At 68.7% G+C, this 24,854-nt stretch carries 25 protein-coding genes; 20 read left to right on the forward strand and 5 right to left on the reverse strand.

Features of this window, described 5'->3' with window-relative positions; all coding sequences use genetic code 11:
• The first annotated feature begins 22 nt into the window (after positions 1-22).
• From ABIE19_RS14650 to ABIE19_RS14705, 12 genes are all read left to right on the forward strand, one after another.
• The gene (locus ABIE19_RS14650) at positions 23-271 is read left to right on the forward strand and encodes a helix-turn-helix domain-containing protein (RefSeq protein ID WP_354089953.1); all 249 of its coding nucleotides are present in this window, start codon (positions 23-25) and stop codon (positions 269-271) included.
• The gene (locus ABIE19_RS14655) at positions 271-912 is read left to right on the forward strand and encodes a Pr6Pr family membrane protein (RefSeq protein ID WP_354089954.1); all 642 of its coding nucleotides are present in this window, start codon (positions 271-273) and stop codon (positions 910-912) included. The genes ABIE19_RS14650 and ABIE19_RS14655 overlap by 1 nt, the downstream gene beginning before the upstream one ends.
• A 10-nt stretch (positions 913-922) precedes the next feature.
• Positions 923-2,458, forward strand: coding sequence for a UbiD family decarboxylase (locus tag ABIE19_RS14660; protein ID WP_354089955.1), 1,536 nt, complete (start codon positions 923-925; stop codon positions 2,456-2,458).
• A gap of 3 nt (positions 2,459-2,461) precedes the next feature.
• The gene (locus tag ABIE19_RS14665; protein ID WP_354089956.1) at positions 2,462-3,046 is read left to right on the forward strand and encodes a hypothetical protein; all 585 of its coding nucleotides are present in this window, start codon (positions 2,462-2,464) and stop codon (positions 3,044-3,046) included.
• Positions 3,047-3,186: 140 nt separating this feature from the next.
• Positions 3,187-4,122: a DUF3829 domain-containing protein gene (locus tag ABIE19_RS14670; protein ID WP_354089957.1), complete on the forward strand. Its 936-nt coding sequence runs from the start codon at positions 3,187-3,189 to the stop codon at positions 4,120-4,122.
• Between the two features lie 99 nt (positions 4,123-4,221).
• Positions 4,222-4,860 (forward strand): hypothetical protein, encoded by a 639-nt coding sequence (locus tag ABIE19_RS14675; RefSeq protein ID WP_354089958.1) that lies wholly within the window; start codon positions 4,222-4,224, stop codon positions 4,858-4,860.
• A 49-nt stretch (positions 4,861-4,909) separates the two neighbouring features.
• Positions 4,910-6,751 (forward strand): M14 family metallopeptidase, encoded by a 1,842-nt coding sequence (locus ABIE19_RS14680; RefSeq protein ID WP_354089959.1) that lies wholly within the window; start codon positions 4,910-4,912, stop codon positions 6,749-6,751.
• Positions 6,752-6,753: 2 nt separating this feature from the next.
• Complete coding sequence (locus tag ABIE19_RS14685; protein WP_354089960.1) at positions 6,754-7,149, forward strand: MAPEG family protein; 396 nt, start codon at positions 6,754-6,756, stop codon at positions 7,147-7,149.
• Positions 7,150-7,192: 43 nt separating this feature from the next.
• A complete protein-coding gene (locus ABIE19_RS14690) occupies positions 7,193-8,539 on the forward strand; it encodes a TldD/PmbA family protein (RefSeq protein ID WP_354089961.1) in 1,347 nt (448 codons plus the stop codon).
• Positions 8,536-9,330: a 3'(2'),5'-bisphosphate nucleotidase CysQ gene (locus ABIE19_RS14695; RefSeq protein ID WP_354089962.1), complete on the forward strand. Its 795-nt coding sequence runs from the start codon at positions 8,536-8,538 to the stop codon at positions 9,328-9,330. The genes ABIE19_RS14690 and ABIE19_RS14695 overlap by 4 nt, the downstream gene beginning before the upstream one ends.
• Before the next feature lie 15 nt (positions 9,331-9,345).
• Positions 9,346-9,597 (forward strand): DUF4170 domain-containing protein, encoded by a 252-nt coding sequence (locus ABIE19_RS14700; protein ID WP_354089963.1) that lies wholly within the window; start codon positions 9,346-9,348, stop codon positions 9,595-9,597.
• Between the two features lie 129 nt (positions 9,598-9,726).
• Positions 9,727-9,939, forward strand: coding sequence for a hypothetical protein (locus tag ABIE19_RS14705; RefSeq protein ID WP_354089964.1), 213 nt, complete (start codon positions 9,727-9,729; stop codon positions 9,937-9,939).
• A 2-nt stretch (positions 9,940-9,941) separates the two neighbouring features.
• Here ABIE19_RS14705 and ABIE19_RS14710 read toward each other — a convergent pair whose 3' ends face one another.
• On the reverse strand, positions 9,942-10,607 hold the full coding sequence (locus tag ABIE19_RS14710; RefSeq protein ID WP_354089965.1) for a protein tyrosine phosphatase family protein: 666 nt from the start codon (positions 10,605-10,607) through the stop codon (positions 9,942-9,944).
• Between the two features lie 115 nt (positions 10,608-10,722).
• Here ABIE19_RS14710 and ABIE19_RS14715 point away from each other — a divergent pair, with 115 nt between their 5' ends.
• From ABIE19_RS14715 to ABIE19_RS14745, 7 genes are all read left to right on the forward strand, one after another.
• Positions 10,723-12,594 (forward strand): ABC transporter ATP-binding protein, encoded by a 1,872-nt coding sequence (locus ABIE19_RS14715; RefSeq protein ID WP_354089966.1) that lies wholly within the window; start codon positions 10,723-10,725, stop codon positions 12,592-12,594.
• Positions 12,591-13,283 carry a lysophospholipid acyltransferase family protein gene (locus ABIE19_RS14720; protein WP_354089967.1) on the forward strand — a complete coding sequence of 231 codons (693 nt, stop codon included), beginning with the start codon at positions 12,591-12,593 and terminating at the stop codon, positions 13,281-13,283. Before ABIE19_RS14715 ends, ABIE19_RS14720 begins: the two co-directional genes overlap by 4 nt.
• Positions 13,280-14,590, forward strand: a complete 1,311-nt coding sequence (locus ABIE19_RS14725; RefSeq protein WP_354089968.1) for a 3-deoxy-D-manno-octulosonic acid transferase — start codon at positions 13,280-13,282, stop codon at positions 14,588-14,590. Before ABIE19_RS14720 ends, ABIE19_RS14725 begins: the two co-directional genes overlap by 4 nt.
• Positions 14,587-15,609, forward strand: a complete 1,023-nt coding sequence (lpxK, locus tag ABIE19_RS14730; RefSeq protein ID WP_354089969.1) for a tetraacyldisaccharide 4'-kinase — start codon at positions 14,587-14,589, stop codon at positions 15,607-15,609. The genes ABIE19_RS14725 and lpxK overlap by 4 nt, the downstream gene beginning before the upstream one ends.
• 118 nt (positions 15,610-15,727) lie before the next feature.
• Positions 15,728-16,459, forward strand: coding sequence for a response regulator transcription factor (locus tag ABIE19_RS14735; RefSeq protein WP_354089970.1), 732 nt, complete (start codon positions 15,728-15,730; stop codon positions 16,457-16,459).
• Positions 16,460-16,470: 11 nt separating this feature from the next.
• Entirely contained in the window at positions 16,471-17,829 is a 1,359-nt protein-coding gene (locus tag ABIE19_RS14740) for a FecR family protein (protein WP_354089971.1), read from the forward strand.
• A 4-nt stretch (positions 17,830-17,833) separates the two neighbouring features.
• Positions 17,834-20,119, forward strand: coding sequence for a CHASE2 domain-containing protein (locus ABIE19_RS14745; RefSeq protein ID WP_354089972.1), 2,286 nt, complete (start codon positions 17,834-17,836; stop codon positions 20,117-20,119).
• A 4-nt stretch (positions 20,120-20,123) separates the two neighbouring features.
• On the opposite strand, the gene ABIE19_RS14750 is transcribed toward ABIE19_RS14745, so the two are convergent.
• Positions 20,124-20,618 (reverse strand): hypothetical protein, encoded by a 495-nt coding sequence (locus ABIE19_RS14750; protein WP_354089973.1) that lies wholly within the window; start codon positions 20,616-20,618, stop codon positions 20,124-20,126.
• A 53-nt stretch (positions 20,619-20,671) separates the two neighbouring features.
• Positions 20,672-21,988, reverse strand: a complete 1,317-nt coding sequence (locus tag ABIE19_RS14755; protein ID WP_354089974.1) for a metal-dependent hydrolase family protein — start codon at positions 21,986-21,988, stop codon at positions 20,672-20,674.
• A gap of 125 nt (positions 21,989-22,113) precedes the next feature.
• Between ABIE19_RS14755 and ABIE19_RS14760 the strand changes: the two genes are divergently transcribed.
• A complete protein-coding gene (locus tag ABIE19_RS14760) occupies positions 22,114-22,809 on the forward strand; it encodes a murein L,D-transpeptidase catalytic domain-containing protein (RefSeq protein ID WP_354089975.1) in 696 nt (231 codons plus the stop codon).
• Positions 22,810-22,825: 16 nt separating this feature from the next.
• Here the strand turns inward: ABIE19_RS14760 and purD are convergent, their stop codons facing one another.
• Both purD and ABIE19_RS14770 read right to left on the reverse strand, forming a co-directional pair.
• Positions 22,826-24,103, reverse strand: a complete 1,278-nt coding sequence (gene purD, locus ABIE19_RS14765; RefSeq protein ID WP_354089976.1) for a phosphoribosylamine--glycine ligase — start codon at positions 24,101-24,103, stop codon at positions 22,826-22,828.
• 71 nt (positions 24,104-24,174) lie between these two features.
• Positions 24,175-24,594 carry a hypothetical protein gene (locus ABIE19_RS14770; protein ID WP_354089977.1) on the reverse strand — a complete coding sequence of 140 codons (420 nt, stop codon included), beginning with the start codon at positions 24,592-24,594 and terminating at the stop codon, positions 24,175-24,177.
• Positions 24,595-24,854 lie beyond the last annotated feature (260 nt).

A 24,854-nucleotide genomic window follows, 5' to 3' on the forward strand; every position in this document is an offset into this window, starting at 1 on the left:
GCCCCGCGTCAGGGAGGACGCCATGGGTTCGGTTCTGGGTTTTCCGGGAGTTGATCCGATGGATGCCGTGGTCGGCGCCCGCATCCGACGCTGGCGCGACCAGAGAGGCGTGCCCTTCGACGAACTGGCGGCGGCTGTGGACCTGACGCCCGAGGCCCTGCGACGGGTCGAGGCGGGACGCGAGCATCTGGATTCGGCCCGGCTGGACGCCGCCACCCGCGCCCTGCGCCTGCCGGTCTGGGCGCTGGTGTCGGACACCCCGGCCTATTGATGGCGGCCCGTCTCTATCGGGCCGTCTTCGCCCTGGTCGCCTGGTTCGCGCTGGGCCTGCAGTACCGGCTGACGATCAGCGGCAATCCGCACATGGGCGCAGGCGAACTGACGCTGAACTTCTTCAGCTACTTCACCATCCTGTCCAACATTCTCGTGGCCCTGGCCCTGACAGCGCCCGTCGTGGCGCCGAACAGCCGGATCGGGCGCTGGGCTCTCAGCGAGGGCGTCCGCGCCGCCGTGGCCATGTTCATCGTCGTGGTCGGGGTGGTCTATCACTTCCTGCTGGCGGGCATCTGGGCCCCGCAAGGCTGGGCGCTGGTGGGCAACGTCCTGCTTCACTACGTCATGCCCGCCGCCTTCGTCATCGACTGGCTGGCCTTCACGCCCAAGGGCCGGCTGCGCTGGGTCGATCCGGCCAAATGGCTGGTCCCGGTGCTGATCTACGGCGGCTGGACCTTGCTGCACGGCAAGCTAAGCGGCTGGTGGCCCTACTGGTTCACGGACGTGGACAAGCTGGGGCTGGGCAAGGTCATGGTCTATTTCGCGGGGCTGCTGGTCTTCTTCCTGGTTGTCGGCCTGATCGTCGTGGCGATCGATCGCACCTTCGGACGGCGTGACAGCCAGGCGATTGCCGCCTAAGCGTCAGCGCATGGCCTACAAGTCCCTGCGCGATTTTCTTGCGACCCTCGAAGCCGACGGCGAACTGGTGCGCGTGTCGGAGCCCGTCTCCACACATCTGGAGATGACCGAGATCCAGACCCGGCTGCTGCGCAACGGCGGCCCGGCGGTCCTGTTCGAGAAGCCGGTCATGCCCGACGGCTCGATCAGCCCCATCCCCTGCCTGGCCAACCTGTTCGGCACGGTGAAGCGCGTCGCGATGGGCGTGACGCTGGAGGGCAAGCAACGCACCACGGCGGGCGAGTTGCGCGAAGTCGGCGAACTGCTGGCCTTCCTGCGCAATCCGACGCCGCCGCGCGGCCTGGGCGACGCCATGGAGATGCTGCCCCTGGCCCAGACCGTCATGTCCATGCGGCCCAAGACGGTGAAGAAGGCCCCGGTGCAGGAGGTGGTGCTGAAGGGCGATCAGATCGACCTGACCTCGCTCCCCATCCAGGGCTGCTGGCCCGGCGAGCCGGCGCCCCTAATCACCTGGGGTCTGGTGGTGACCAAGGGGCCGTCGGACGACCGCGAGGACGACTTCAACCTGGGCATCTATCGGATGCAGGTCCTGGGCAAGGACAAGGCCATCATGCGCTGGCTGGCCCACCGCGGCGGCGCCCAGCACTACGCCCGGCACAAGAAGGCGGGCAAGCGCGAGCCCCTGCCCTGCGCCGTCGTGCTCGGCGCCGATCCGGGGACGATCCTGGCCGCCGTGACCCCGGTGCCGGAGACCCTGTCGGAGTATCAGTTCGCCGGCCTGATGCGCGGCGCCAAGGCCGAGCTGGTTCCCTGCAAGACCGTACCGCTGATGGTCCCGGCCCAGGCCGAGATCGTGCTGGAAGGCCATGTCCTGCTGGACGAGTTCGAGGACGAAGGCCCCTACGGCGACCACACCGGTTACTACAACTCGGTCGAGAAGTTCCCGGTCTTCCATCTATCAGCCATTACGATGCGGAAAGACCCCATCTATCTGACCACCTTCACCGGCCGTCCGCCGGATGAGCCGTCCGTGCTGGGCGAGGCCCTGAACGAGGTCTTCATCCCCCTGATCCGTCAGCAGTTCCCGGAGATCACCGACTTCTGGCTGCCGCCCGAGGGATGCAGCTACCGCATCGCCGTGGTGTCGATGAAGAAGGCCTACCCCGGCCACGCCAAGCGCGTGATGATGGGCTGCTGGAGCTATCTGCGGCAGTTCATGTACACCAAGTGGATCATCGTGGTGGACGACGACATCAACGCCCGCGACTGGAAGGACGTCATGTGGGCCGTCTCGACCAAAATGGATCCGGCGCGCGACATCACGGTGATTGAGAACACCCCCATCGACTACCTGGACTTCGCCAGCCCCGAGAGCGGTCTGGGGTCGAAGATCGGTCTGGACGCCACCGACAAGTGGGAGCCCGAGACCAAGCGCGAATGGGGCGAGGAGATCCGCATGGACCAGGACATCGTGGATCGGGTGTCCGAGAAATGGGCCGCCCTGGGCCTGCCCGGCGACGGCGCGCCGATCTGGAAGAAGAACTGAAGCATGCGCAACCTCGGCCTGATCCTTCTGCTCGGCGCCCTGGCGGCGTCGCCCGCCGTCGCGGCGCCCCGGGATGAGACGCACGCTGTAGAAAGCGTTCGGCCCGAGGCTGTCCTGGCCGATGTTTCGGCGCAGTCCCCGTTCGAGATCGCCAAGGCGGCGAACGGCCTGTGGGCGCGCGGCGATCGGTTGCAGGCGGCCTTCTGGTTCTATGTCTTCCAGATTCGCACCTCGGCCTGGGCCGAGGCTCAGCCCGATCTTCGCCCCCTGCGCGCCGCGATCAACGAGGACCTGGGCCGCACGGTCAACGAATGGCTGGCCTCCGACGTCGAGGCCTGGGAAGACATGGCCGAGCGCGCCATCGCCTTCGAAGCTCGGCAGCCTCTCTGGAGCGGACGCCCGGACGGCGTGAGCGAGGCCGACTGGAAGGTCCAAGTCGAACAGTCGCGGGCCAGGTACGTCGCAGACTTCCGTCAGGTCTTCGCCAGCATCGACCCCGGAGCCATCGCCGCCGTCCGGCGCGAACACGACCTGCCTGTCGGCCCCCTGGACGAGCCGGGCGCGCCTCTGGACGCCGCATGGCGCTAGGGCGCGCTATTTACATTAAGTTACAATAAGCGACGCAAGTTCTCGAAAAACGGCAGAACCTAGACCGTTTCCGTGCGTTGACCTCCCCGACTGCTGAATGGCGACGCCTGTGCTCGCCGAGTCCTGGGGAGTAAAACCATATGAATTCATCGATGAAGCGCGGCGGCGTCGCGCTGGTTGTCGTGTGCGCCGCCGCACTTTCGGTCGCGGCCTGCGGCCAGTCGGACGGCAAGAAGGGCGGCAACCCGCTCGAGAACGCCGCCGCGGCCGTCGGCGGTCAATCGACCGAAGAGAAGTTCGGCGCCTATACCGAGGCCTTCAACAAGCTGATCGACGACAGCTGGGGCGTCAGCGAGAACTTCGACCGCTATCAGAAGATGGATGTGCCCAACGCCAGCGCCTCCGACTCCCTGTCCTTCCCCGAGAACATCTCCACCCTGGAAGGCGCGCTTGAGAAGCTGAAGGAAGGTCGCGCCCTGCGCGGCGGATCCGCCGGCGCCGCTGCCGATGCGGCCGCCGACAAGGTCATCGCCAACGGCGACGCGCTTCTGGCCCAATGGAAGACGCTGGATCCCTATTATGAATCGCGCGGCTATCGCGACGACAACCTGGCCAAGGGCAAGGCCGCGCACGCCGCGCTGATGACCGCCTATCAGAACACCCTGGCCGGCATCGACGAACTGGACGTGGCCCTGACCCAGTACCTGCGCGCGCGCGACGCCAAGCGCATCGAGGACTATCGCAAGGCCGGCCATAACGAGGCCGCCAACCTGGTCTCCGCCATGCAACTGGCCGACCACTTCAGCAGCGCCGTGATCGAGAAGAACATCCCCGAGGCCGACCGCCTGTTGCCGCAGTTGGAAGCCGCCATGGCCGAACTGCGCAAGAGCGAGGCCGCCCTGGCCGCCGACGATGGCAACAGGACAGAGTACAAGCTGATCTCCGACTACCTGACCGGCATGGTCGGCGCCTGGCGCGACTACAAGCAGGATCCCGACGATTCCGACCGCGAACGCGTCGTGGACCAGTACAACAGAGCCGTCGGACAGATGAACGACGTCGAGTTCCCGGCCTGATCCCCTTCCCCCGGCCTACGGGCCGGGGGATTTCCTTTTGCTGGCGGCCCGCGCGCGATCCGTCTAGCCTGCCGTTCGCCATGGTTCCGGGGGGCGGCGTTGAGCGCGTTTGAATTCTTCTTCAGCTTCTACGGCCTGTTGCTGGGCCTGTCCGTCGCCGAACTGGTCGGCGGTTTCGCGCGGGTCCTGCATGAGCGCGAGCGTATCCGCTTCGGCTGGCTGACCCCCGCCCTGGCCCTGTTCGTGGCCATCGACATCGTCACCTTCTGGAACCAGGCCTGGGTGATCTTTCGGGGCGCGCCTTTCAACACCTTCCTGCTGCTGGTCAGCCTGAGCATCGCCGCCACATTCTATGTGGCCGCCAGCGTGACCTTCCCCCGCGTCTCGGCCGAGGGAGCGCATGAACGCCTCGATCTGGACGCCCACTTCTGGGCCCATCGCAGGCTAGTGTTCGGCTGCATCCTGGCCGCCAATCTGATCGTCGCCGTCATGGTCGTCATCCTGGGCCAGATGAACCCCGGTTTCGCCAAGGTGGCCAGTTCCGTGACCCTGTGGACCGGCGTCGCCATCTTCGTGGTCGGAACTGCGACCGCAGCCTTCGCTCCCTGGCGCCGGGTCGCGACGGGAGCCCTGATCGTCGTCCTGATCTACAGCCTGTGGGGCGTGGCCAAGTCAGCCTCCGCCCTGGCCGCAGCCTTGGCTGTCGGCGGTTGGGCGCCCGCCCTAACCGCAGGCTGAAACCTTGGCCGAGACTTGCCAGACGATGACGATGCGCCCACGAAAGGCCATGCGCCCTGATTATCTTGTTGCGGCGGCCGTAGCCGCCTTCGTCGCCTGCGTGAGCCCCGCCATGTCCCAGACCCCGACCTCAGCCTCCAATGTCGCCCCCTGGGATCAGACCTTCCTGCCGCCTGCGCCCGCGTGGAACGGCGCGTCCAAGGCCCTGCTGCGCGACGCCTCCGATCCCTGGGCCACGGCTTTCGAGGCCGATGCGGCGCATGACTTCTCGCCCTCCTACGCCGATACCCGCGCCTGGTTCGACCGGCTGGACGCGGCCAGCGACCTGATCCGCATCGAACAGTTCGGCGTCTCGCCGGAAGGTCGGCCCATCTATGTGGTGATCGCGTCGAAGGACGGCGCGGCCCTGGACCCGTCCAAGCCCGTCCTGCTGGCCCAGGCCGGCATCCACCCCGGCGAGATCGACGGCAAGGACGCGGGCATGATGCTGCTGCGCGACATGGCTTTTTACGGCAAGGACGGCCTGCTGGATCGGGCCAACCTGATCCTGATCCCGATCCTCAGCGTGGACGGACATGAGCGCACCAGTCCTTACTCCCGCCCCAACCAGCGCGGACCGCGCAATCAGGGCTGGCGCCACACGGCGACCAACCAGAACCTGAACCGCGACTTCATGAAGCTGGACCAGGCCGAGATGCAGGCCGTCATGGGCCTGATCCACAAGTACAGGCCCGACCTCTACGTCGACATCCACGTCACCGACGGCATCGATTATCAATACGACGTCACCTACGGCTACAACGGCGAGGACGGCGTCTGGAGCCGCAGCCCGGCCATCGCCCAATGGCTGGACGACGCCTTCAAGCCCGACATGAACGCCGCCCTGGAGGCCCAGGGCCACATCCCCGGCGAACTGGTCTTCGCCATCGACGACCGCGACCCGAAGAAGGGCATGAACGATGGCGGTCTGGGCGAGCGCTATTCGAACGGCTGGGGCTCGGCGGCCCACGTCCCGACCATCCTGATCGAGAACCACAGCCTGAAACCGCATGAACAGCGGGTGCTGGGAACCTATGTCTTCCTGGAGGAGGCGCTGAAGCTGCTGGCCGAGAAGTCGCAAAGCCTGCGCGCCGCCATCAGCGCCGATCGCGCCCTGCGCCCCGCCGAACTGCCCGCCAACTTCGACGGCGACGATCAGCCGACCCGCATCCGTCCGTTCAAGGGCATCCTCTACGACACCTATGACAGCGTCGCCTCGGGTCGTCCCGAACTGCGCTGGCTGGGCCAGCCGGACCCGGAGCTGTGGCAGGTGCCCTTCTACGGCTCGCACCCGACCCTGACGCTGAAGCGCCCGACCGCCTACTGGGTGCCGTCCTACCGCGCCGACATCATCGAGCGCCTGAAGACGCATGGCGTGCAGATGGAGACCCTGGCCGCGCCGCGCACGGTCGCCGTCGACATGCTGCGCCTGATCGATCCCAAGGTCTCGGGCCGCACCAACGAAGGCCATGTGCCGATCACAGTCGGCGAAGTCCGCGCGGAAGCGAAAGACTGGACCTTCCCCGTCGGTTCGGTGCGGGTGCCGACCGATCAGCCGATGGGCGACGTGGCCGTCCTGCTGCTGGAACCGCAGTCGTCGGAAAGCTTCTTCGCCTGGGGCATGTTCCCCGAGGTGCTGAACCGCGTCGAATACATCGAGGCCTACGCCATCGCCCCCCTGGCCGAGAAGATGCTGGCCGCCGATCCGGCGCTGAAGGCCGAGTTCGAGGCCAAGCTGGCGGCCGAGCCCGCCTTCGCCGCCGACGGCGACGCGCGCCTGGCCTGGTTCTACGAACGCACGCCCTTCTATGATCAGCGCTATCGCCTGTATCCGGTGGGCCGGGAGAACTGAGCATGGTTCCGTCGATCCAGGCCGCCGCCCTGTGGGGAGGGCTTCTGATCCTCCTGCTGTTCGTCCTGTCGGGCGTGGTGGTGCGCCGACGTCGGCAACACATGGTCGAGTTCGGCGACGGCGGGGTGCGGGAGTTGGTCTGCGCCACGCGCGCCTTCGCCAACGCCGCCGAATATGTTCCGGCGGGCATCTGCGGTCTGATCCTCCTGGCCTTCGTCGGGGCGCCCGCCTTCCTGATTCATGGCGTGGGCGGAGTCCTGTTCGCGGGACGTGTGATCCACGCCCTGGGCCTGCTGTATCAGCGCGGGCCGTCCTTCGGCCGGTCGACCGGAATGATGCTGACCTGGCTGGCCCTGCTGGTGGCGGCCGTCAGCCTGATCGCCTGGTCCGTCATCTGATCGTCGATGTTGCGATAAGGATAAGCGTCCGCCATATCGGGGCATGTCCGACAAGACGCCCTCCCCCGACATGCTCCATGATCTGGTCGCCGCCGCGCTGAAGGCTGGCGCCGACGCCGTCGAGGCCGTATCGGCCCGCCGCGCCACCCTGTCCGTCGGCGTGCGCAACGCCGCCCTGGAGGAGGTCGAACAGGAAGAGGCGCGCGACCTGGGCCTGCGCGTCTTCATCGGCCGTCGCCAGGCGACGGTGTCGGCGTCCGACCTGTCCGATGCGACCCGCGCCCGCCTGGTCGAACGCGCCGTCGCCATGGCCCGCCTGGCGCCGGAAGACCCCTACGCCGCCCTCGCGCCCCAGGACCGGCTGGCCGCCGCGCCCCACGCCGACCTGGATCTGTTCGATCCCAGCGAGCGCACGGCCGAGGCCCTGGAGGCCGTCGCCGCCGAAGCCGAAGCCGCCGCCCTGGCGGTCGCGGGCGTGTCCAAGTCCGAAGGCGGCCACGCCGCCTGGTCGACCAGCGAATGGCGACTGGTCACCTCGCACGGCTTCGACGGCCGCCATCGCGGCAGCGCCTTTTCCGCCGGCGTCGGCGTCATCGCCGAAAAGGACGGCGCCATGGAGCGCGGCGGCGAAAGCCGCACCGTCCGGCATCTGTCCGACCTGCCCGACGCCCGGAGCCTGGGCCTGAAGGCGGGCGAACGCGCCATTGCGCGCGTCGGCGCGCGCAAGATCGCCTCGGGCGCCGCCCCGGTCATCTTCGAGAACCGCATCGCCACCCAGGTGCTGTCGCCCCTGCTGGGCGCCATATCCGGCCCGGCCGTCGCGCGCGGCAGCTCCTTCCTGAAGGACAGGCTGGGCCAGGCGGTCCTGCCGTCGGGCGTGGACCTGATCGACGACCCCTTCCGTCCACGCGGCCTGGGCTCCACCCCCTTCGACGACGAGGGCGTGGCGGTCGAGCGGCGTGAGATCGTGCGGGACGGCGTCCTGACCACCTGGCTGCTGAACACGGCCTCGGCCGCCCAGCTTGGTCTGGCCTCCACCGGCCACGCCTCGCGCGGTCTGGCGGGACCGGCCGGCGTCTCGACCCACAACCTGCACCTGGCCCCGGGCGAAGGCGATCTGGACGCCCTGATGGCGCAGGCGGGAACCGGCCTGCTGATCACCTCCATGTTCGGCCCTTCGCTGAACGGCAACACCGGCGACTGGTCCGCCGGGGTGTCCGGCTTCTGGTTCGAGAAGGGCGAGCGCGCCTATCCGGTCAACGAGGTGACGGTGGCCGGTAATCTGATCGACCTCTACGCCCGGCTGCAGCGCGGCTCCGACCTGGAGTTCCGCGGCGCCTTCAACAGCCCCTCCCTGCTGTTCGACAAGGTGGCGATCGCGGGCAAATGAACGCCTTCACCGACGATCTGGACCTGATCCGCGACGCCGCGCGCGCGGCCGGACGCCTGGCCCTGGAACACCGCGAGGCGGGGTTGAAGGTCTGGTCCAAGGATGGCGGCTCGCCCGTCACCAGCGCTGACCTGGCGGTCGACGAACTGCTGCGCGACCGCCTGCTGGGCGCGCGTCCCGACTACGGCTGGCTGTCGGAAGAGACCGCCGACAGCGCCGAGCGCCTGACGAAGAAACGCATCTTCGTCGTCGATCCCATCGACGGCACAGTGGCCTTCATGAAGAACAAGCCCTGGTGGTGCGTCCCCATCGCCGTGGTCGAGGACGGCCGTCCCGTGGCCGCCGCCATCTACGCCCCCATGATGGACGAGATGTTCGAGGCGAGCCTGAGCGGGGGCGCCCGGCTGCAGGGCCGCCGCATCACCGCCTCCGACACCGACGACCTGGAGGACGCCGAACTCCTGGCCGACGCCCGGTTGATGGAGGCCCGCGAATGGGCCGAGCCCTGGCCTCAGATGCGGTTCAGCAAGCGCAACGCCCTGGCCTATCGCATGGCGCTGGTGGCGGCGGGCGCCTTCGACGCAGCCATCGCCATCAGCCCCAAATGGGACTGGGACGTCTGCGCCGGCGCCCTGATCGCTGAAGAAGCGGGCGCCAAGGTCAGCGACCACATGGGCCGTCCCTGGCGTTTCAACCGGCCCGATCCGCGTCAAACCAGCCTTATATGCGCCGCACCGGCCCTTCACCCGTTGATCGTCAGGCGTACAGCGCCTATCCCGCTCGCCATCTGATCATCCCTTTCAGCAATGGACCCCCTCTCCATGGCCGACGCCCACGACGCCCAACTGCTTCACCTCGTCATCGGCGGCGAGATGCGCCACCCGGCCGAGCCCGTCTTCCGCGACCTGAGCCAGGTCGAATTCGTCGGCGCCTACGGCAGCTACGACGAAGCCAAGCAGGCCTGGAAGGCCCGCGCCCAGGCCACGGTCGACAACGCCCACATGCGCTACTTCATCCTGCACGCGCACAAGCTGATTGATCCGCGCACCGACGCCTGATCCCGCGCTTCGTCGCAGGACGAAAACGGGAACCGCACGGGAGGCGGCGCGCTATCGCGTCAGCCTCCTGTTGCTTTTTCAGGAGGGTTCCGGCGTGATCGTCGCCATGCCCAACCCGGAGCGCCCGTCATGACCCTGTTCGGACAGACCCTGGATGGAGAGCAGGTCTTCGGCCTGATCTCCCTGCTGTGCATGCTGGGTCTGTGGCTGGTCGTTCTGAAGCGCGAACGCGGCTATGCGCGCTGGTTCCGGCAGTGGGAAGCCGACAGGAAGGCTCGGCGCGACGCCGAAAACGCCCTGACCGGTGAAAAAAACGGAGACCGGCGCGGCCCCTGGGGCTGAGCCTATTCGCGCTTCAACAGGCGATCGACGACCAGCTTGCCCCACCATCCGGCCTTGAACTCCGCCCGGATCGCCCCGGGGTCATAGGCGTCGCTTTCGACCCACTCCTCGAAGCTGAGACCGGTCGGTTCGATCTCCTCGACATACTTTTCGAGCGTGTAGTCCAGGACGCCGGTCAAGCCTTCGCGGCTATGCAGGGTGCGCTTGCCCAGTTCCGACAGAGCCGCCGAAATGGGCTCGCCCAGATGGAAATGGCGATACAGGACCGCCATCATGCCCGCCCGATCCGCCCCCGACTTGCAGTGGATCAGGACCGGATATTCGATGGTCTGGAACAGCGCCTTGGCCCGGCGGATGCGGTCCCTTTCCGGCGGGTCGCGCGAATCCAGGGGGGCGTCGATCAGGGTCAGGCCCAGCCGCTCGCAGGCGTCCTTCTCCAGCCAGTAATAGGCCTCGTCCCGGGCGCCGCGCAGGTTGATGACAGTGCGCACGCCCTGCCTGGCCCACCAGACCAGTTGCCCCGGCGAGGGCTGGTTGGTCCGCACCAGGTCCGGTCCCAGCCAGTGGGCGTTGGTGAAGGACAGGCGCAGGAAGGCGTGATCCTTCCAGAAATAGGACCAGCGCGCCTTGAAACGGCCGAACGGCGTAGTCAGATCATAGCGCCCCATGGCCGCCAGATAGCGCCGATTGCCGCCGCCGTCACCCGCTCCCGGACGAGGAACAGATGACGCCGTATCGCTCTGCCCGCTTGACTCCGCCGCCCCGCCGTTCGACCGAAGGCTGATGACCGTTCCCGCCCCAAGCCCCCAGGCCCGCGAGCCTCTGCGTCCGCTGCTCGCCCGCATCTGGCGGGAGTATCTGTCGCATCACAAGCCGGCCTTCTTCTTCTCCATGCTGCTGGCCGCGGTGTCGGGCGGGCTGACGGCCCTGCTGCTGAAATTCCTCGAACCCGCGATCGACCTGCTGTTCGGCGCGCACAAGGGCCCGGTCAGCATCTGGGGCGTCGTGACCGTGCCGGGGAACATGGTGCTGATCGCCGTTCCCCTGTTCATCATCGTCATCTCCGTGATCCGGTCCCTGGCCATGGCCGGTCAGTCGGCCCTGGTGAACCGGCTGGGCCACGGCGTCGTGGGCGACATCCAGAAGCAGTTGTTCTCCGGCATGATCCGGGCCGACCTGTCGCGCCTGCGCAGCCAGCACTCGGGAACCTTCGTCTCCTCCGTCCTGTTCGACGCCAACCTGGTGCGCGAGGCCTTCACCACCGGCATCGTCAACTATACCCAGAACATCCTGATGCTGGTCGGCGTCATCGTGGCCATGGGCTTCATCGACCTGCCTCTGACGCTGATCGTCCTGCTGGGCGTGCCCGTCGTCAGTTGGATCATCCGGCGCTTCGGCAAGAAGTCGCGCAAGGCGGCCCACGGGGCCATGATCGAGACCGAGGCCCTGTCCAGCGCCCTGATGGAGAACCTGGACGGCGTCCGGGTCGTCAAGATCGAGAACCGCGAAGAGGCCGAGGAGGCCAATGTCGGCGCCGTGATCGACCGCCGTCAGCGCCACGTCATCAAGGGCGCCGACAGCCGCGCCTTCTCTGGTCCGGCCAGCGACATCGTCGCCTACAGCGTCGTCGCCGCCGTCATGGCCTATGCAGGCTGGAGCGCCAGCCAGGGTCAGATGACGGTCGGCGCCTTCGCCTCCTTCATCGGCATGCTGCTGATGGCGGGCCAGTCCCTGCGCCAGGTGACCAACCTCAGCACCGTGCTGAGCGAAGGCCTGACGGCGGCCAGACGCCTGTTCGCCGCCCTGGACATCGAGCCCGAGATTCGCAACGCGGCCGACGCCGCGGTTCTCGAGCCCGGTCCGGTGACGGCCGCCCTGGAGCATGTCTCCTTCTCCTACCGGACCGGCGAGGCGGGTGCGGCGCCCGCCCTGACCGACGTCAGCCTGCACGTCGCGCCGGGCGAGACCATCGCCCTGGTCGGCCCCTCGGGCGGAGGCAAGTCGACGATTCTCAGCCTGCTGCCGCGCTTCTATGACGTGACCGAGGGCCGGGTGACGGTGAACGGCCGCGACATTCGCGAACTGAGCCTGTCCTCCCTGCGCGACCAGATCGCCCTGGTGACACAGGAGCCCTTCCTGTTCGACGACACCATCGCGGCCAACATCGCATACGGCCGTCGGGGCGCGACGGCGGAGCAGATCGTGGAGGCCGCGCGCGCCGCCGCCGCCCACGACTTCATAGCCGCCCTGCCCGACGGCTATGCGACCCGTGTCGGCGAGGCCGGCGCCCGCCTGTCCGGCGGCCAGCGTCAGCGCATCGCCATCGCCCGCGCCTTCCTGAAGGACGCCCCCATCCTTCTGCTGGACGAGGCGACCAGCGCCCTGGACACCGAAAGCGAGGCCCTGGTTCAGGCCGCGCTCGACCGCCTGATGGCGGGCCGCGCCACCTTGATGATCGCCCACCGCCTGTCGACAGTGAAGAACGCCGACCGCATCTATGTGATCGAAGCCGGCCGCGTGGTCGAGGAGGGAACCCACGACTCCCTGGTCGCCCAGGGCGGCCTCTATTCCCGCCTGGCGCGGCAACAGTCTCTGGACGTCGATCCCGCCGCCCTTCCGCCCCTGGTCGCCCTGCCCGACGAGACCGGGGCATGAGGCCGCTGCGCAATCCGGCCGTCCAGACCGCCATGGCCTGGATTTTGTCCGAGTGGATGCGGTTCTGCTACGCCACCACCCGCTGGACCCATGAGAACACACAGGTCGCCGAGGAGGTCTGGCGCGACGGCGGCGGCGTCCTGTGCGCCTTCTGGCATTCCCGTCTGGCGCTGGCGCCGGCCTGCTGGCCCATGGATCGGGCGCAACCGATCAAGGGCCTGGTTTCGCTCAGCCCTGACGGCGAGTTCTTCACCAAGGCCGTGGGGCGGCTAGGCATCCCCGCCGTGCGCGGCTCTTCCGCCAACAAGGACAAGTCCAAGCAGGCCAAGGGCGGAACCCAGGCCCTGCGCGACGGCCTGAAGCAATTGAAGGTCGGGGGCCTGGCCATCACGCCTGACGGCCCGCGCGGCCCAGCCCGCAAGATGGCGGAAGGCCTGCCCATGATGGCCAGGATTTCGGGCGCGCCCGTCCTGTTCATCGGCCTGTCGTGCAGGCCCGCGATCCGGCTGCAGAGCTGGGATCAGGCCGTCCTGCCCCTGCCCTTCGGCAAGGGGGCGATCGTCTGGGACAAGGCCGTCTATCCCGAAGGCGCCGACCTGACCGAGGTCGCGGCCGACTGGACCGCGCGACTGAACGCCGTCGAGGAAAGAGCCGACGCCCTGACGGGTCTGGAGCGCGTCGAAACGTGATCTTCAGCCCCGCCCTGATCGCCTATCGCCTTCTGACCCGACTTCTGGAGCCCCTGGCGCCGCGCCTGCTGGACGCCCGGGTCAAGAAGGGCAAGGAGGATCCGGCGCGCGTCGACGAACGCCTGGGGCTGGCCGGTGCGGCCCGGCCCGCCGGCCCCCTGATCTGGATTCATGGGGTCAGCGTGGGCGAGGCCCTGTCCATCCTGCCCCTGGTCGAGCGCATCCGTAAGGACCGGCCGGACGTCGGCGTCCTGGTCACCACCGGGACCCTGACCTCGGCGCAGATTTTGGCCACGCGCCTGCCGCCCGGCGTCATCCATCAGTTCGCGCCGGTGGACGCCCCCTCGGCCGTGGCGAGCTTCCTGGACCACTGGCGGCCGACCATCGGCGTCTTCGTCGAGAGCGAACTCTGGCCCAATCTGCTGACGGCGGCGAAGAAGCGCAGCGTTCCCCTGGCCCTGGTCAGCGCCCGCATCACCGACAAGACCGTGGAGGGCTGGCGCAAGGCGCCCGGCATGGCGCGCGCCCTGACCGCCTGCTTCGCCCACGTCTGGCCCCAGGACCAGGCCAGCGCCGAGCGGCTGGCCGCCATGGGCGCCCGCATCGACGGCCAGGTGAACCTCAAACTCTCCGGCGAGCCCCTGCCCTATGACAAGGGCGAGTTCGGCCGTCTGTCCGCCCTGATCGACGATCGTCCGGTCGTCGTGGCCGCCAGCACCCACGAACATGAGGAAATGGCCGTGGTCGGCGCCCTGGATCACCTGGCCGAGCGCCTGTTCCTGATCGTCGTGCCGCGCCATCCGGAGCGCGGCGAGGAGATCGCGCGCAACCTGGCCGCCGACGGCTACAGCTTCGCCCGACGCAGCTTGGGTCAGCCGATCACGGACATGACCGACATCTATCTGGCTGACACGCTTGGCGAGTTGGGCCTGTTCCTGCGGCTGGGCGACGTGATCGTCATGGGCGGCTCCTTCGCCCCCGCCCTGGGCGGCGGTTCGGTCGGCGGTCACAACCCGCTGGAGCCCGCGCGGCTGGGCAAGCCCGTCGTCACCGGGCCGGACGCCAGCAACTGGACCGCCGTGACCCGGATGCTGAAGCAGTCGGGCGGCCTGGTCTCCGTCCTCTCGCCCGCCGAACTGCCCGGCGTGGTCGGCCCCCTGCTGGCCGATCCGGACGCCGCTCGTGACATGGGCGAACGTGCGCGCCGGGCGGCGACCGAGGCCGCCGCCGGTCTGGATCGGCTGTGGCTGGCGCTTCAGGCCCACCTGCCCGCCGCCCCGCGCGGCCTCGCCGGACGCCGCCGATGAAGCTGAACACGCCCCGCTGGTGGTACAGCCGCGACCGTCGGCACGCGCCCATGACCCGCCTGCTGCTGAAGCCCGCCTCCTGGCTATGGGCCGGGGCGACAGCGCGGAAGATCGCCCGCGCCCGGCCCGTCGATCCGGGCGCGCCGGTCGTCTCCATCGGCAATCTGACCGTCGGCGGATCGGGCAAGACGCCGATCGCGCGCGAGGTTCTGCGCCTGCTCCGCGAACGCGGCGTCGAGGCCGTCGCCCTGTCGCGCGGCTACGGCGGCCGCCTGGAAGGCCCCGTCCGCGTCGACCTCGCGGTCCACGCCGCCGCCGACGTCGGCGATGAGCCCCTGATGCTGGCCCAGGACGCCCCTGCCTGGATCGCCCGCGACCGCGTCGCCGGCGCTCGCGCCGCCGTGGCCGAGGGCGCCGCCGCCCTGGTCCTGGACGACGCCCATCAGAACCCTGCGTTGGAGAAGGCCCTCAGCCTGATCGTGGTGGACGGCGAGACCCGCAACGACGAATGGCCCTTCGGCGACGGCTCGGTCTTCCCGTCCGGACCGATGCGCGAACCCCTGAAGGCCGGCCTGGCCCGCGCCGACGCCGTGATCGTCCTGGCGCCCGCCGACATGGGATCGGTCGATCCGGAGTTGATCGCCGTCTTCGGCGACCTGCCTGTCTTCATCGCCCGACTGGAACCCGCCGTCGCCCCGCCGTCCGGCCCCCAGGTCGGTTTCGCCGGCATAGCCAAGCCCTGGAAGGTCGAGCGCTCGCTGATCGCGGCGGGATGCGACCTCAAGGATTTCGTCCCCTTCCCGGACCATGCCGCCCTCAGCCCGCGCGACATGGACTTCCTGAAGGAACGCGCCGCCCTGTTCGACGCCGGCCTGGTGACCACGGAAAAGGATTGGGTTCGTCTGCCGCCCGAATGGCGCGATCAGGTCGTCGCCTGGCCGGTTCTCGCCCGCCTCGAGGATGAAACTGCGTTTCGCCGCTTCTTGCTGACGTCTCTGCAACTTCCGCAAGTGGATTGAATCCACTTTAGGAATCCTTCCGAAAGTGACGCAATTTTACATTCAGCGCCTTGGTCTTCGCACCTAATTCCGACGTTACGGGATATGGTCGCCGTATCCCCTCGGAGCGTTCAGTAAGATGAAGATTGCAGTCCTAGACGACGATCCAGTCCAGCTGGAGACCATTTCCGGCGTAATTCATGCCGCCGGATACCGGTCCGTGCAATTTTCTCGCGCCCAAGCGCTCATCTCCGCCCTTCGCAAGGATACTTTCGATCTTCTGATCGTCGACTGGAACCTGCCGGACCGTTCCGGCCTGGAAGTGTTGGCCTGGGCGCGCGGCAATCTGAAACCGCCGCCGCCGATGCTGCTGGTCACCAGCCGCGTCGAGGACGACGACATCGTCGCGGGCCTGAACGCCGGAGCCGACGACTATCTGGCCAAGCCCCTGTCCCCTGCCGTTCTGGAAGCCCGCATCAACGCCCTGATGCGGCGCGTCTACGCCCGCCCGTCGGCGCCGGGCGCGGAAGTCCACGGCGACACCGTCTTCCACGACGCCGCCACCTCGGTCGCGCGCAACGGCAAGACCGTGGTGCTGACGGCCAAGGAATACGCCCTGGCCCAGTTGCTGTTCCGCAACCTGCACCGGGCCCTGTCGCGGACCTATATCCTCGAGACGGTCTGGGGCAACGAACCCAATCTGAACAGCCGCTCGCTGGACATGCACATCTCGCGCATCCGCACCAAGCTGGACCTTCGCCCCGAACAGGGCTTTCGCCTGACGCCCATTTACAGCTACGGATACCGCCTTGAGCGCATCGGCGGAGACTCCGTCGACGGCGACGCCTTGCCCGAAGGGGCGCACGCGTAAGAGGCGAGGACATGAATCGGAACCGGGCGATCATCGCCGGCCTTGCGGCGGCGCTGCTTTCGACCACGCCCGCCTTCGCCCAGACCCGGCCGGCCGCCGCTTCTGTTCCTGAGACCCTGGACTATGTGGTTCAGCCTGGGGACACCCTGATCGATCTGGCGACCGCCTATCTGAATCAGCCGACCGACTATCGCCGGGTTCAGCGCGACAACCGGGTGGCCGATCCGCGCCGTCTGGCCATCGGCCGCCATCTGGCCATTCCGATCTCCCTGTTGCGCGCCGACCCGGATCAGGCTCGCATCGAGGGCTTCCGCGGCGCCGTGACCCTGACCCAGGGCGGACGCACCGCGCCGCCACAACAGGGGCAGACCGTGTCCGAGGACGCCGTCGTCTCCACCGGCGCCAACGCCTTCCTCCGACTGGCCCTGTCGGACGGCAGCCATGTGGTCGTGCCCTCCAACAGCCGCGTGCGCCTGTCGCGCCTGCGTCGCTACGCCCTGAACGGCGCCGTCGATCACGCCGTGACGGTGGAGGCCGGGCGGGCCGAATCCCGCGTGACGCCGCGACGGCGGCCGGGCGGCTTCGTCGTCCGCACCCCGGTCTCCGTCTCGGCCGTTCGTGGCACCGAGTTCCGCGTCTCCTTCGACGACGACGCCGACCGTTCCGCCACCGAGGTCACGGAAGGCGTGGTCGCGGTCGGCGCGGGCGTGAAGGAAACCTTAGCGGTCAAGGATCAGGGCGTGTCCGCCTCCGCCGGCGTCCTGCGCCTGGCGCCCCTGTTGCCCGCGCCTGCCCTGACGCGGCCCGACGCCGTCCTGTCGGAGCGACAGGCCGTGTTCGACATCGTCCCTCTGGAAGGCGCCGCCCGCTATCGCGGTCGCCTGGCGACCGATGCGGGCATGATCGACGCCTTTGCGGAAACGGACAGCGCTCTCCAAGGGGCCGGTGGCGACCCCCGCCTGAACTACGGAGATCTGGCCGACGGCGCCTACTTCGTGCGCCTCAGCGCCCTGTCCGGCGACGGCATGGAGGGACGGGCCACCACCTACAGCTTCATCCGGGCGCGGAACGGCGTCGGGGGCCTGGTCGGCACGTCGGAAGCCCTGGGCCAACGCCGTCTCTATCGCTTCCGCTGGGAAGCCGAGGGCGAAGGCGCCGCCGAGTTCCGCTTCCAGCTCTGGCGCGAGGGCGAAGACGGCCAGGCGGACGGGCCGCCCCTGGTCGACCAGCCCGGCGTGGTGGAGCAGGCCTTCACCCTGACCGACCTGCCGCCGGGCGTCTATTCCTGGCGCGTCCAGGGCTCGCGCCATCGCTTCGGGCGACTGCTGCAGGCCTGGTCGGAACCGCAGCAACTGCGCATCGGGCGCTGAAGCCGTGACGGCGCGGGCGAGGATCGGCGCGCGCCTGACCGGTCGCCGCGCCCTGATCGAATGGGCGGCGGTCGCCCTGCTGACCGCCGCGCTGGTGGGTTGGCTGGCCTTCAGCCAGGCGGCGGACCGGCCGAACAACCTGGTCTACGACGCCCTGATCCGGACGACGGACGCGCCGCCGAACGACTCCATCGTCATCATCGCCATCGACGATCGCAGCCTGAGCGCCCTGGGGCGTTGGCCTTGGCCGCGCACGACCCATGCCCGCTTGATCGACCGCCTGACCGCCGCCGATCCGCGCGCCGTCGCCTATGACGTCCTGTTCACGGAGCCCGAGGACGGCGACCCGGCCCTGGCCGCAGCCCTGACCCGCGCCCGCGATGTCCATCTTCCCCTGCTGGTGGACGCGCCCGGCCAAAACGGCGCGCCGTGGCAGGAAACCCGACCCGCGCCCGAACTGGTCCAGGCGGCGGCGGGCCTGGGACACGTCAACATGATCATCGACGGCGACGGCGTAGTGCGCCGACTGCCGCTCTACATGCAGGCCGGAACGCGGACCTGGCCCCAACTCATCCTGCCTATGGCGGCGAACAGCGCCGAGGTTCCGCCTCCGCCCGCCGCCGATCCCGATCTGGGCCAGGCCCTGATCTCCGCCGCGCCGGAAGCCATCGCCTATCGCGCGCCTCCCGGGTCCTACCGCACCCTGTCCTTCGTCGACGTCCTGAACGGGGAAGTCCCGGCCGACTTCCTGAAGGACAGGCTGGTGCTGGTCGGCGCCACGGCCCCCGGCCTGGGCGACCGTTACGCCACCCCTGCCTCGCCCCACGGCGAACTGAGCCCCGGCGTCGAGATTCAGGCTGCTCTGCTGCAGACCCTGCTGGAAGGCGGCGGCCCTCGCACGATCTCGCCGCCCTGGGTCCTGATCCTGTCCCTGCTGCCCCTGGCCCTTCTGGTCGGAGGCTTCCTGATCCTGCGCCCCCTGGCGAACATGGTCCTGGGCGCCAGCCTGATCCTCATGACTCTGGCCGGGTCGGCCGTCGCCTTCCTGGCGCTGGGCCTGTGGTTTCCGCCGGCCGCGGCCGTGGCGGGGCTGGCCGTCGCCTATCCCTTCTGGAGCTGGCGCCGCCTGGCCGCCGCCTCCGCCTATCTGCAGAGCGAGGTCGAGGCCTATCGTCAGGCGGAGCCCGTCGCCCCCTTCCTTGACCCCGCGCCCGAAGCTCCGCTTCACGGGGACGTCGTGGCCCGACAGGTCGACACCCTGCGCGCCGCCCTGAAACAACAGCGCGACGCCGAACGCTTCATCGCCGACACCCTACGCAGTCTTCCCGACGCCACCGTGGTCGCGGCGCAGGACGGGCGCATCCTGATCGCCAACGACCGCGCGACTGAAACCTTCGCCCTGGACGAGACGGAGCACCCGCATCTCGAAGCCGTCTTCCTCAGCCTGGGCGAGCCGGTCTGGCGACGTTTCGTCCTGAACGAGCAAGAGGATACGGGCGACATCCGTACGCCGGACGGGCGCGTGCTGAAGGTCGCCTCGGCACCCCTGGCGGACGCCGACGGCCGTTCCCTGGGCCATATCGTCCGCTTCGCCGACCTGACCGGTTTCCGCGTCGCGGAACGCCAGCGCGAACAGGCCATGCAGCTTCTCAGCCATGACATGCGCGCGCCACAGGCTTCGATCCTGACCCTGCTGGACAGCCGCCAGGACCGCGCCGATCCGTCGTTCGAGAAGCGTATCGCCGCCTACGCCCGCCAGACGCTGGACCTGGCCGAAGCCTATGTCCAACTGGCGCGCGCCGAGACCCAGGCCTATCGCAACCAGATCCTGGACCTGGGGCAGGTCCTGATGGACGCCGCCGACGTTCTGTGGCCCCAGGCCTCGGCGAAAGGCGTCGCCATCCGCACGCCAGAGGGGGAAGCGGAGCATCTGGTCCAGGGCGATCCGTCCTTGCTGCGACGGCTGCTGACCAATCTTCTGGACAACGCCCTGAAATACGGGCCGCCCGGACAGGCGATCGACTGCACCCTGGACGCCGGCCAGGAAGAGGGTCGTCCCGTCTGCATTCTACGTATCCGCGACCGGGGCCCAGGACTGTCCGAAGAGGCGATGCAACGTCTGTTCCAGCCCTTCGGCCACGGCGGCGCGGATGCGCGAGGCTCCGGCCTGGGCCTGGCCTTCGTCCGCACTGTGGCGCAGCGCCACGGCGGCCATGTCCGTTATGAGGCCGGCGATCCCGGCGCGATCTTCGTCCTGACCCTGCCCCAGGTCATCGAGACCGAGGATTGAAACCTCAACCGGCGGGCGGCAATTCCGCCGCGACCGCCTGGGCCAACGCTTCCAGCGTCGCCTCAGCCTTGCGGTCGGCGACCACGGCGCGAGCCTCGACGCGACGAAGGTTCTGCGCCTCTCCCAGGCTGTTGAGCGTCAGGATCAGCACATGGGCCTTGCGGCCCGCGCTCCACCATTGCGGCGTCACCGGCGCGGTCGTCCATTCGCCTTGGCGCGCGCCTTCGTCCGTATAGACGCCGGTCTTCTGGGGGCGGACGGCGTAGGAGGCCTCGATCTGCCAGGCGGGGCGATCCGCCGTCTCGCGCCAGCCCCGCGCCGAAAGGGCGCGCCGCACAGCATCGGCCGCCGGCTCACCGGCTTCGCCGTCGGCGAGACGATAGGTCGCCGTCCCGGCCGCAAAGGCGGACGGCCCCGTCACCGCGATGCGCGGCGTCGAGGCGCATCCCGCGACCAGCAGACTGCTCGCCAGGGCGAGGATCAGGTGTCGAGCGTTCATGGCCGGGTTCTAGCGCGCCGTGCGCCCCCCGGCCATGCCCGATAGTCAAGAGGTCAGTCCTGGCGGAAGACCTTGCCGCTCTTCATGACGAAGCGGACGCGTTCCAGTTCGGTCACATCGTTGAGCGGGTCGCCCGAGACGGCGATCAGGTCGGCGGGCATGCCCGGAGCCAGACGACCGGCCTCATTGGAGATGCGCAGGTGTTCAGCCGCCCCGACGGTGGCCGCCTGGATGGCTTCCAGCGGGGTCAGGCCGGCGCGGACCAGCAGGGCGAACTCCTGGGCGTTGTCGCCGTGGGCCGAGACGCCGCTGTCCGTACCGAAGGCGATGCGAACGCCGCCCGTATGGGCGCGACGCGCCATGTCCAGCATCTTCGGCCCGGCTTCCAGCGCCTTGGCCGTCTGGGCCGGCGTGAAGAAGTTGGTCGGGCTGGAGGCGATGCGCGAGACATAGTCGCCGGCCATCAGGGTCGGCACCAGCCAGGCGTTGTGCTGCTTGAACAGGCGCATGGACTCGTCGTCCAGATAGGTGCCGTGTTCGATGGAATCCCCGCCGGCCTTCAGGAAGGCGTTGATGCCGTCGACGCCGTGGGCGTGGGCCGTCACCTGACGCCCCATACGGTGGGCGACCTCGACGATGGAGGCCAGTTCGTCCTCGGTGAACTGCTGTGCCAGGCCCGCAGCCGTATTGGACAGGACCCCGCCCGTGGCCGTGATCTTGATGATGTCGGCGCCCGCGCGCACCTGCAGGCGCACCGCGCGACGGCAGTCCTCCGCGCCCGAGCAGATGCTTTCGGGCGACAGCAGGTGCAGGATGTCGTCGCGATAGCCGTTGACGTCGCCGTGGCCGCCGTGGACCGAAACGGCCGAGCCGGCGGCGATGATGCGCGGGCCGGGCACGTCGCCCGCGCGGATCGCGTCGCGCAGGGCGAAGATGGATTCATTGGCCGCGCCCAGATCCGCCACCGTGGTGAAGCCCGCATTCAGCGTGCGACGGGCGTAGCGGGCGCCGATCATGGCCTGGGCCGCATTGGACTGGGTCACGCCGTCCAGACGCGAGGTCGGGCTGGATTCGCCGGTCAGGTGAACATGGCTGTCGATCAGGCCGGGCAGGACGAAGGCGCTACGCAGATCGACCACCTGGCCGTCGCCGACGAAGCCGTCGCGGATTTCGACGACTTGGTTCCCTCTGATCACGAGAGTTTTATCACGAAGCACCCGACCGCTGGCCGGATCGGCCAAAAGTCGCCCCACTTGGACGAACGTGGTCGGCTGTTCAGCCGAAACAGCAGCCGGGGCAGACGCTTGCCGCGCCTGCGCCGAAGTCGCCGCCAGAACGGCGACGGTCACAATCAGAGCCAGTTTTTTCATTGAACCCTCCCAGTACTGGGGATTTTTCTATGCCCCTTTCGACAGTCCGCCAAGGCTCAGGTTGCGCCGTTACGTCCCTTTGTGAAACAAGGCGACACAGTTGTTTAACGTGCGAGGGGCGTCGCATGCGGCTTTCCAGACGTGGCTTGATCCTGGGCGGTTCGGCCCTGTTGGCGGGGTGTTCCTCCGCCGCGACCACCTCCAGCATCCCGCTCGTCGGCGCTGCGCCAACCCTGTCCCGCGTTCCGGATCACGCTCCCGCGCCCCAGGTCCACATGGCTGACGCCGGGACGATGATCGATCCCCACGGTCTGGTCCGCAAGGATTTGGTGGAGCGCGCACGCGCCGCCATGGACACCCACGGTCACCGCATCAGCAGGCGCGACCGGATGTATCTGGTCGACTTCCAGAAGTTCTCGGGATCGGAGCGCCTGTACGAGGTCGATCTGGAAGGCGGCTGGGTCACCTCCTATCGCACCAGCCACGGGCGCGGCTCGGACCCGGCGCATTCGGGCTACGCCCAGCGTTTCTCGAACGAGCCGGACAGCCACATGTCCTCGATCGGCGCCTACGCCACGGCGGGCGCGAGTTGGGGCAGTCAGCAGGGACCGAACGTCCTGCTGGACGGGCTGGAGTATTCCAACAACCTGGCGCGCGAGCGGGCCATCATCATCCACGGCGCGGACTACGCCGACCCGGCCTTCCTGGCGCGGGAGGGCAAGCTGGGGCGCTCCTACGGCTGCTTCTCGGTGTCCCACGCCGACCTGGTTCCCTTGCGCGAACGCATGGGCGAAGGTCGACTGCTGTTTGCAATGACCTGAGTTTCGCGGAGCCGCCTCAGCGCGGCTCCAGCGCCCGCCAGCCGATGTCTGTCCGGTGGAAACCGCCGGGCCAGTCGATCTTCGCAATCGCCTCATAGGCCCGTTCGCGCGCCTGGGCCACGTCGTCGCCATAGGCGCAGACGTTCAGCACGCGCCCGCCCGCCGCCGTCAGGGCGCCGTCCTCGCGCAGCCGGGTTCCGGCATGGAAGACCTGGACGTGGGGGCCGAAATCCTGGTCGGCGCCGCGAATGACCGAGCCTTCCAGCGGACTGTCGGGATAGCCCTTGGCCGCCAGGACCACAGTGATCACCACGCCGGGCTTGAAGGCCGGCGGCGGCGCCTTGGACAGGTCGCCCTGGGCGCAGGCCAGCAAGAGGGGCACGACGTCGCCGTCGAACCGCATCATCAAGACCTGGCATTCCGGGTCGCCGAAGCGGGCGTTGAACTCGACCACCTTGGGCCCTTCGGGCGTCGCCATCAGTCCGGCGTAGAGGACACCGCGATAGGGAGCGCCTTCCTCGGCCATCTTGCGGATCGTCGGCTGGACGATGCGGTCGTTCGCCGCCTGGATCAGTTCAGGCGTGAAGACCGGCGCGGGGGAATAGGCGCCCATGCCGCCGGTGTTCGGCCCCATGTCGCCGTCGAAGGCCCGCTTGTGATCCTGGGCGCCGCCGAACAGGACCGCGCGCGTTCCGTCCGACAGGGCGAAGAGGGAGCCCTCCTCCCCCTCCATGAATTCCTCGATGACCACGCGCGATCCGGCCGAACCGAAGCGGCCGCCCAGCATGCGTTCGATCTCGGCCTCGGCGTCGGCGCGATCGGGGCTGATGGCCACGCCCTTGCCCGCCGCCAGGCCGTCGGCCTTGATCACATAGGGGGCCGAATACTGATCCAGCGCCGCCTTGGCCGCCGCCACGTCCTCATAGACGCCGTAGCCCGCGGTGGGGATGCCGTGTCTTTGCAGGAAGGCCTTGGAGAAGGCCTTGGAGGATTCCAGCTGAGCCGCCTCGGCCGTCGGGCCGAAGCAGGGGATCCCCGCCGCCGCCAGCCTGTCGGCCAGACCTTCCGCCAGGGCCGATTCGGGGCCGACAACGACCAGGTCGGCCTGCATCTCCTTCGCCAGGGCGGTCAGGCCCTCGGCGTCGGTCGCCTTCAGCTCCGGACGAAGCTCGGCGTGTTTCGCCATCCCGGGATTGCCGGGCGCGACGACGAGCCGCGCGACCAGCGGCGACTGGGCGATTTTCCAGGCCAGGGCGTGTTCGCGCCCACCCGATCCGACGAGCAGAATGTTCATGGTCGCGGAATGACCGTCCGCGCCGCCGGGGTCAAGCGCCTGCGGACATCATGGGCGAAGTCCGCTCTCGATCAGGGCGTCCAGGCGGGCATGGCCTTCAACTGTTCCAGCGTCATGTCCGCCACGATGTCGTGACCGTCGCCGTCCGCCTTCGTCTTCAAACCGTCGAGCGACAGGCGGACCCAGCGTTCGCCCGCGCCCGTCGGCTCGATGATCAGACCCGTGATGACGCCGGCTCCATCCACGTCGACACGCTGGACGTCGCCCAGGTCCGCGCCCGTCGGCGACACGAGATCCGCCTCTTCCAACTGGGCCGCCGTCAGACCCAAGGCCATGGCACCTGCAGGCGTCGCGGGCGTCGCGACCGGAGACGGCATGGAAGCCGGCGCCTCGCTCCGGGCCGGTTCGGTCTCCGTCTTCGAGGACGGCTGTTGTGAACAGGCGACTAGCAGCGCCGCGCCCGAGGCGGCGATAAGCAGGCTGCGCATCATCGGAAAAGCTCCATGTGATCAAGGAAAGAGCGCGAAGGCGACATAGGCGCCTCCCCCCGCCAGAAGGAGCAGACCGACGATCAGCCAAGGACCGAGCACGGGATTTCTACTACGGCGCGCCAAGTCGCGTTCGCGGTCTTCCTCTGGCTCCGGGTCGTCAAGCATCTGCGCTTCCTGAGACGTAGCCGTCACCCGCGATCAACGTATGCCGGTATCCGTCGTTCCGTGACGCTGACGCCTTCTGTCGCCGAGCGGTCGGA

The organism is Brevundimonas faecalis (assembly GCF_040549405.1).
GTDB classification, from domain to species: Bacteria; Pseudomonadota; Alphaproteobacteria; order Caulobacterales; family Caulobacteraceae; genus Brevundimonas; species Brevundimonas faecalis.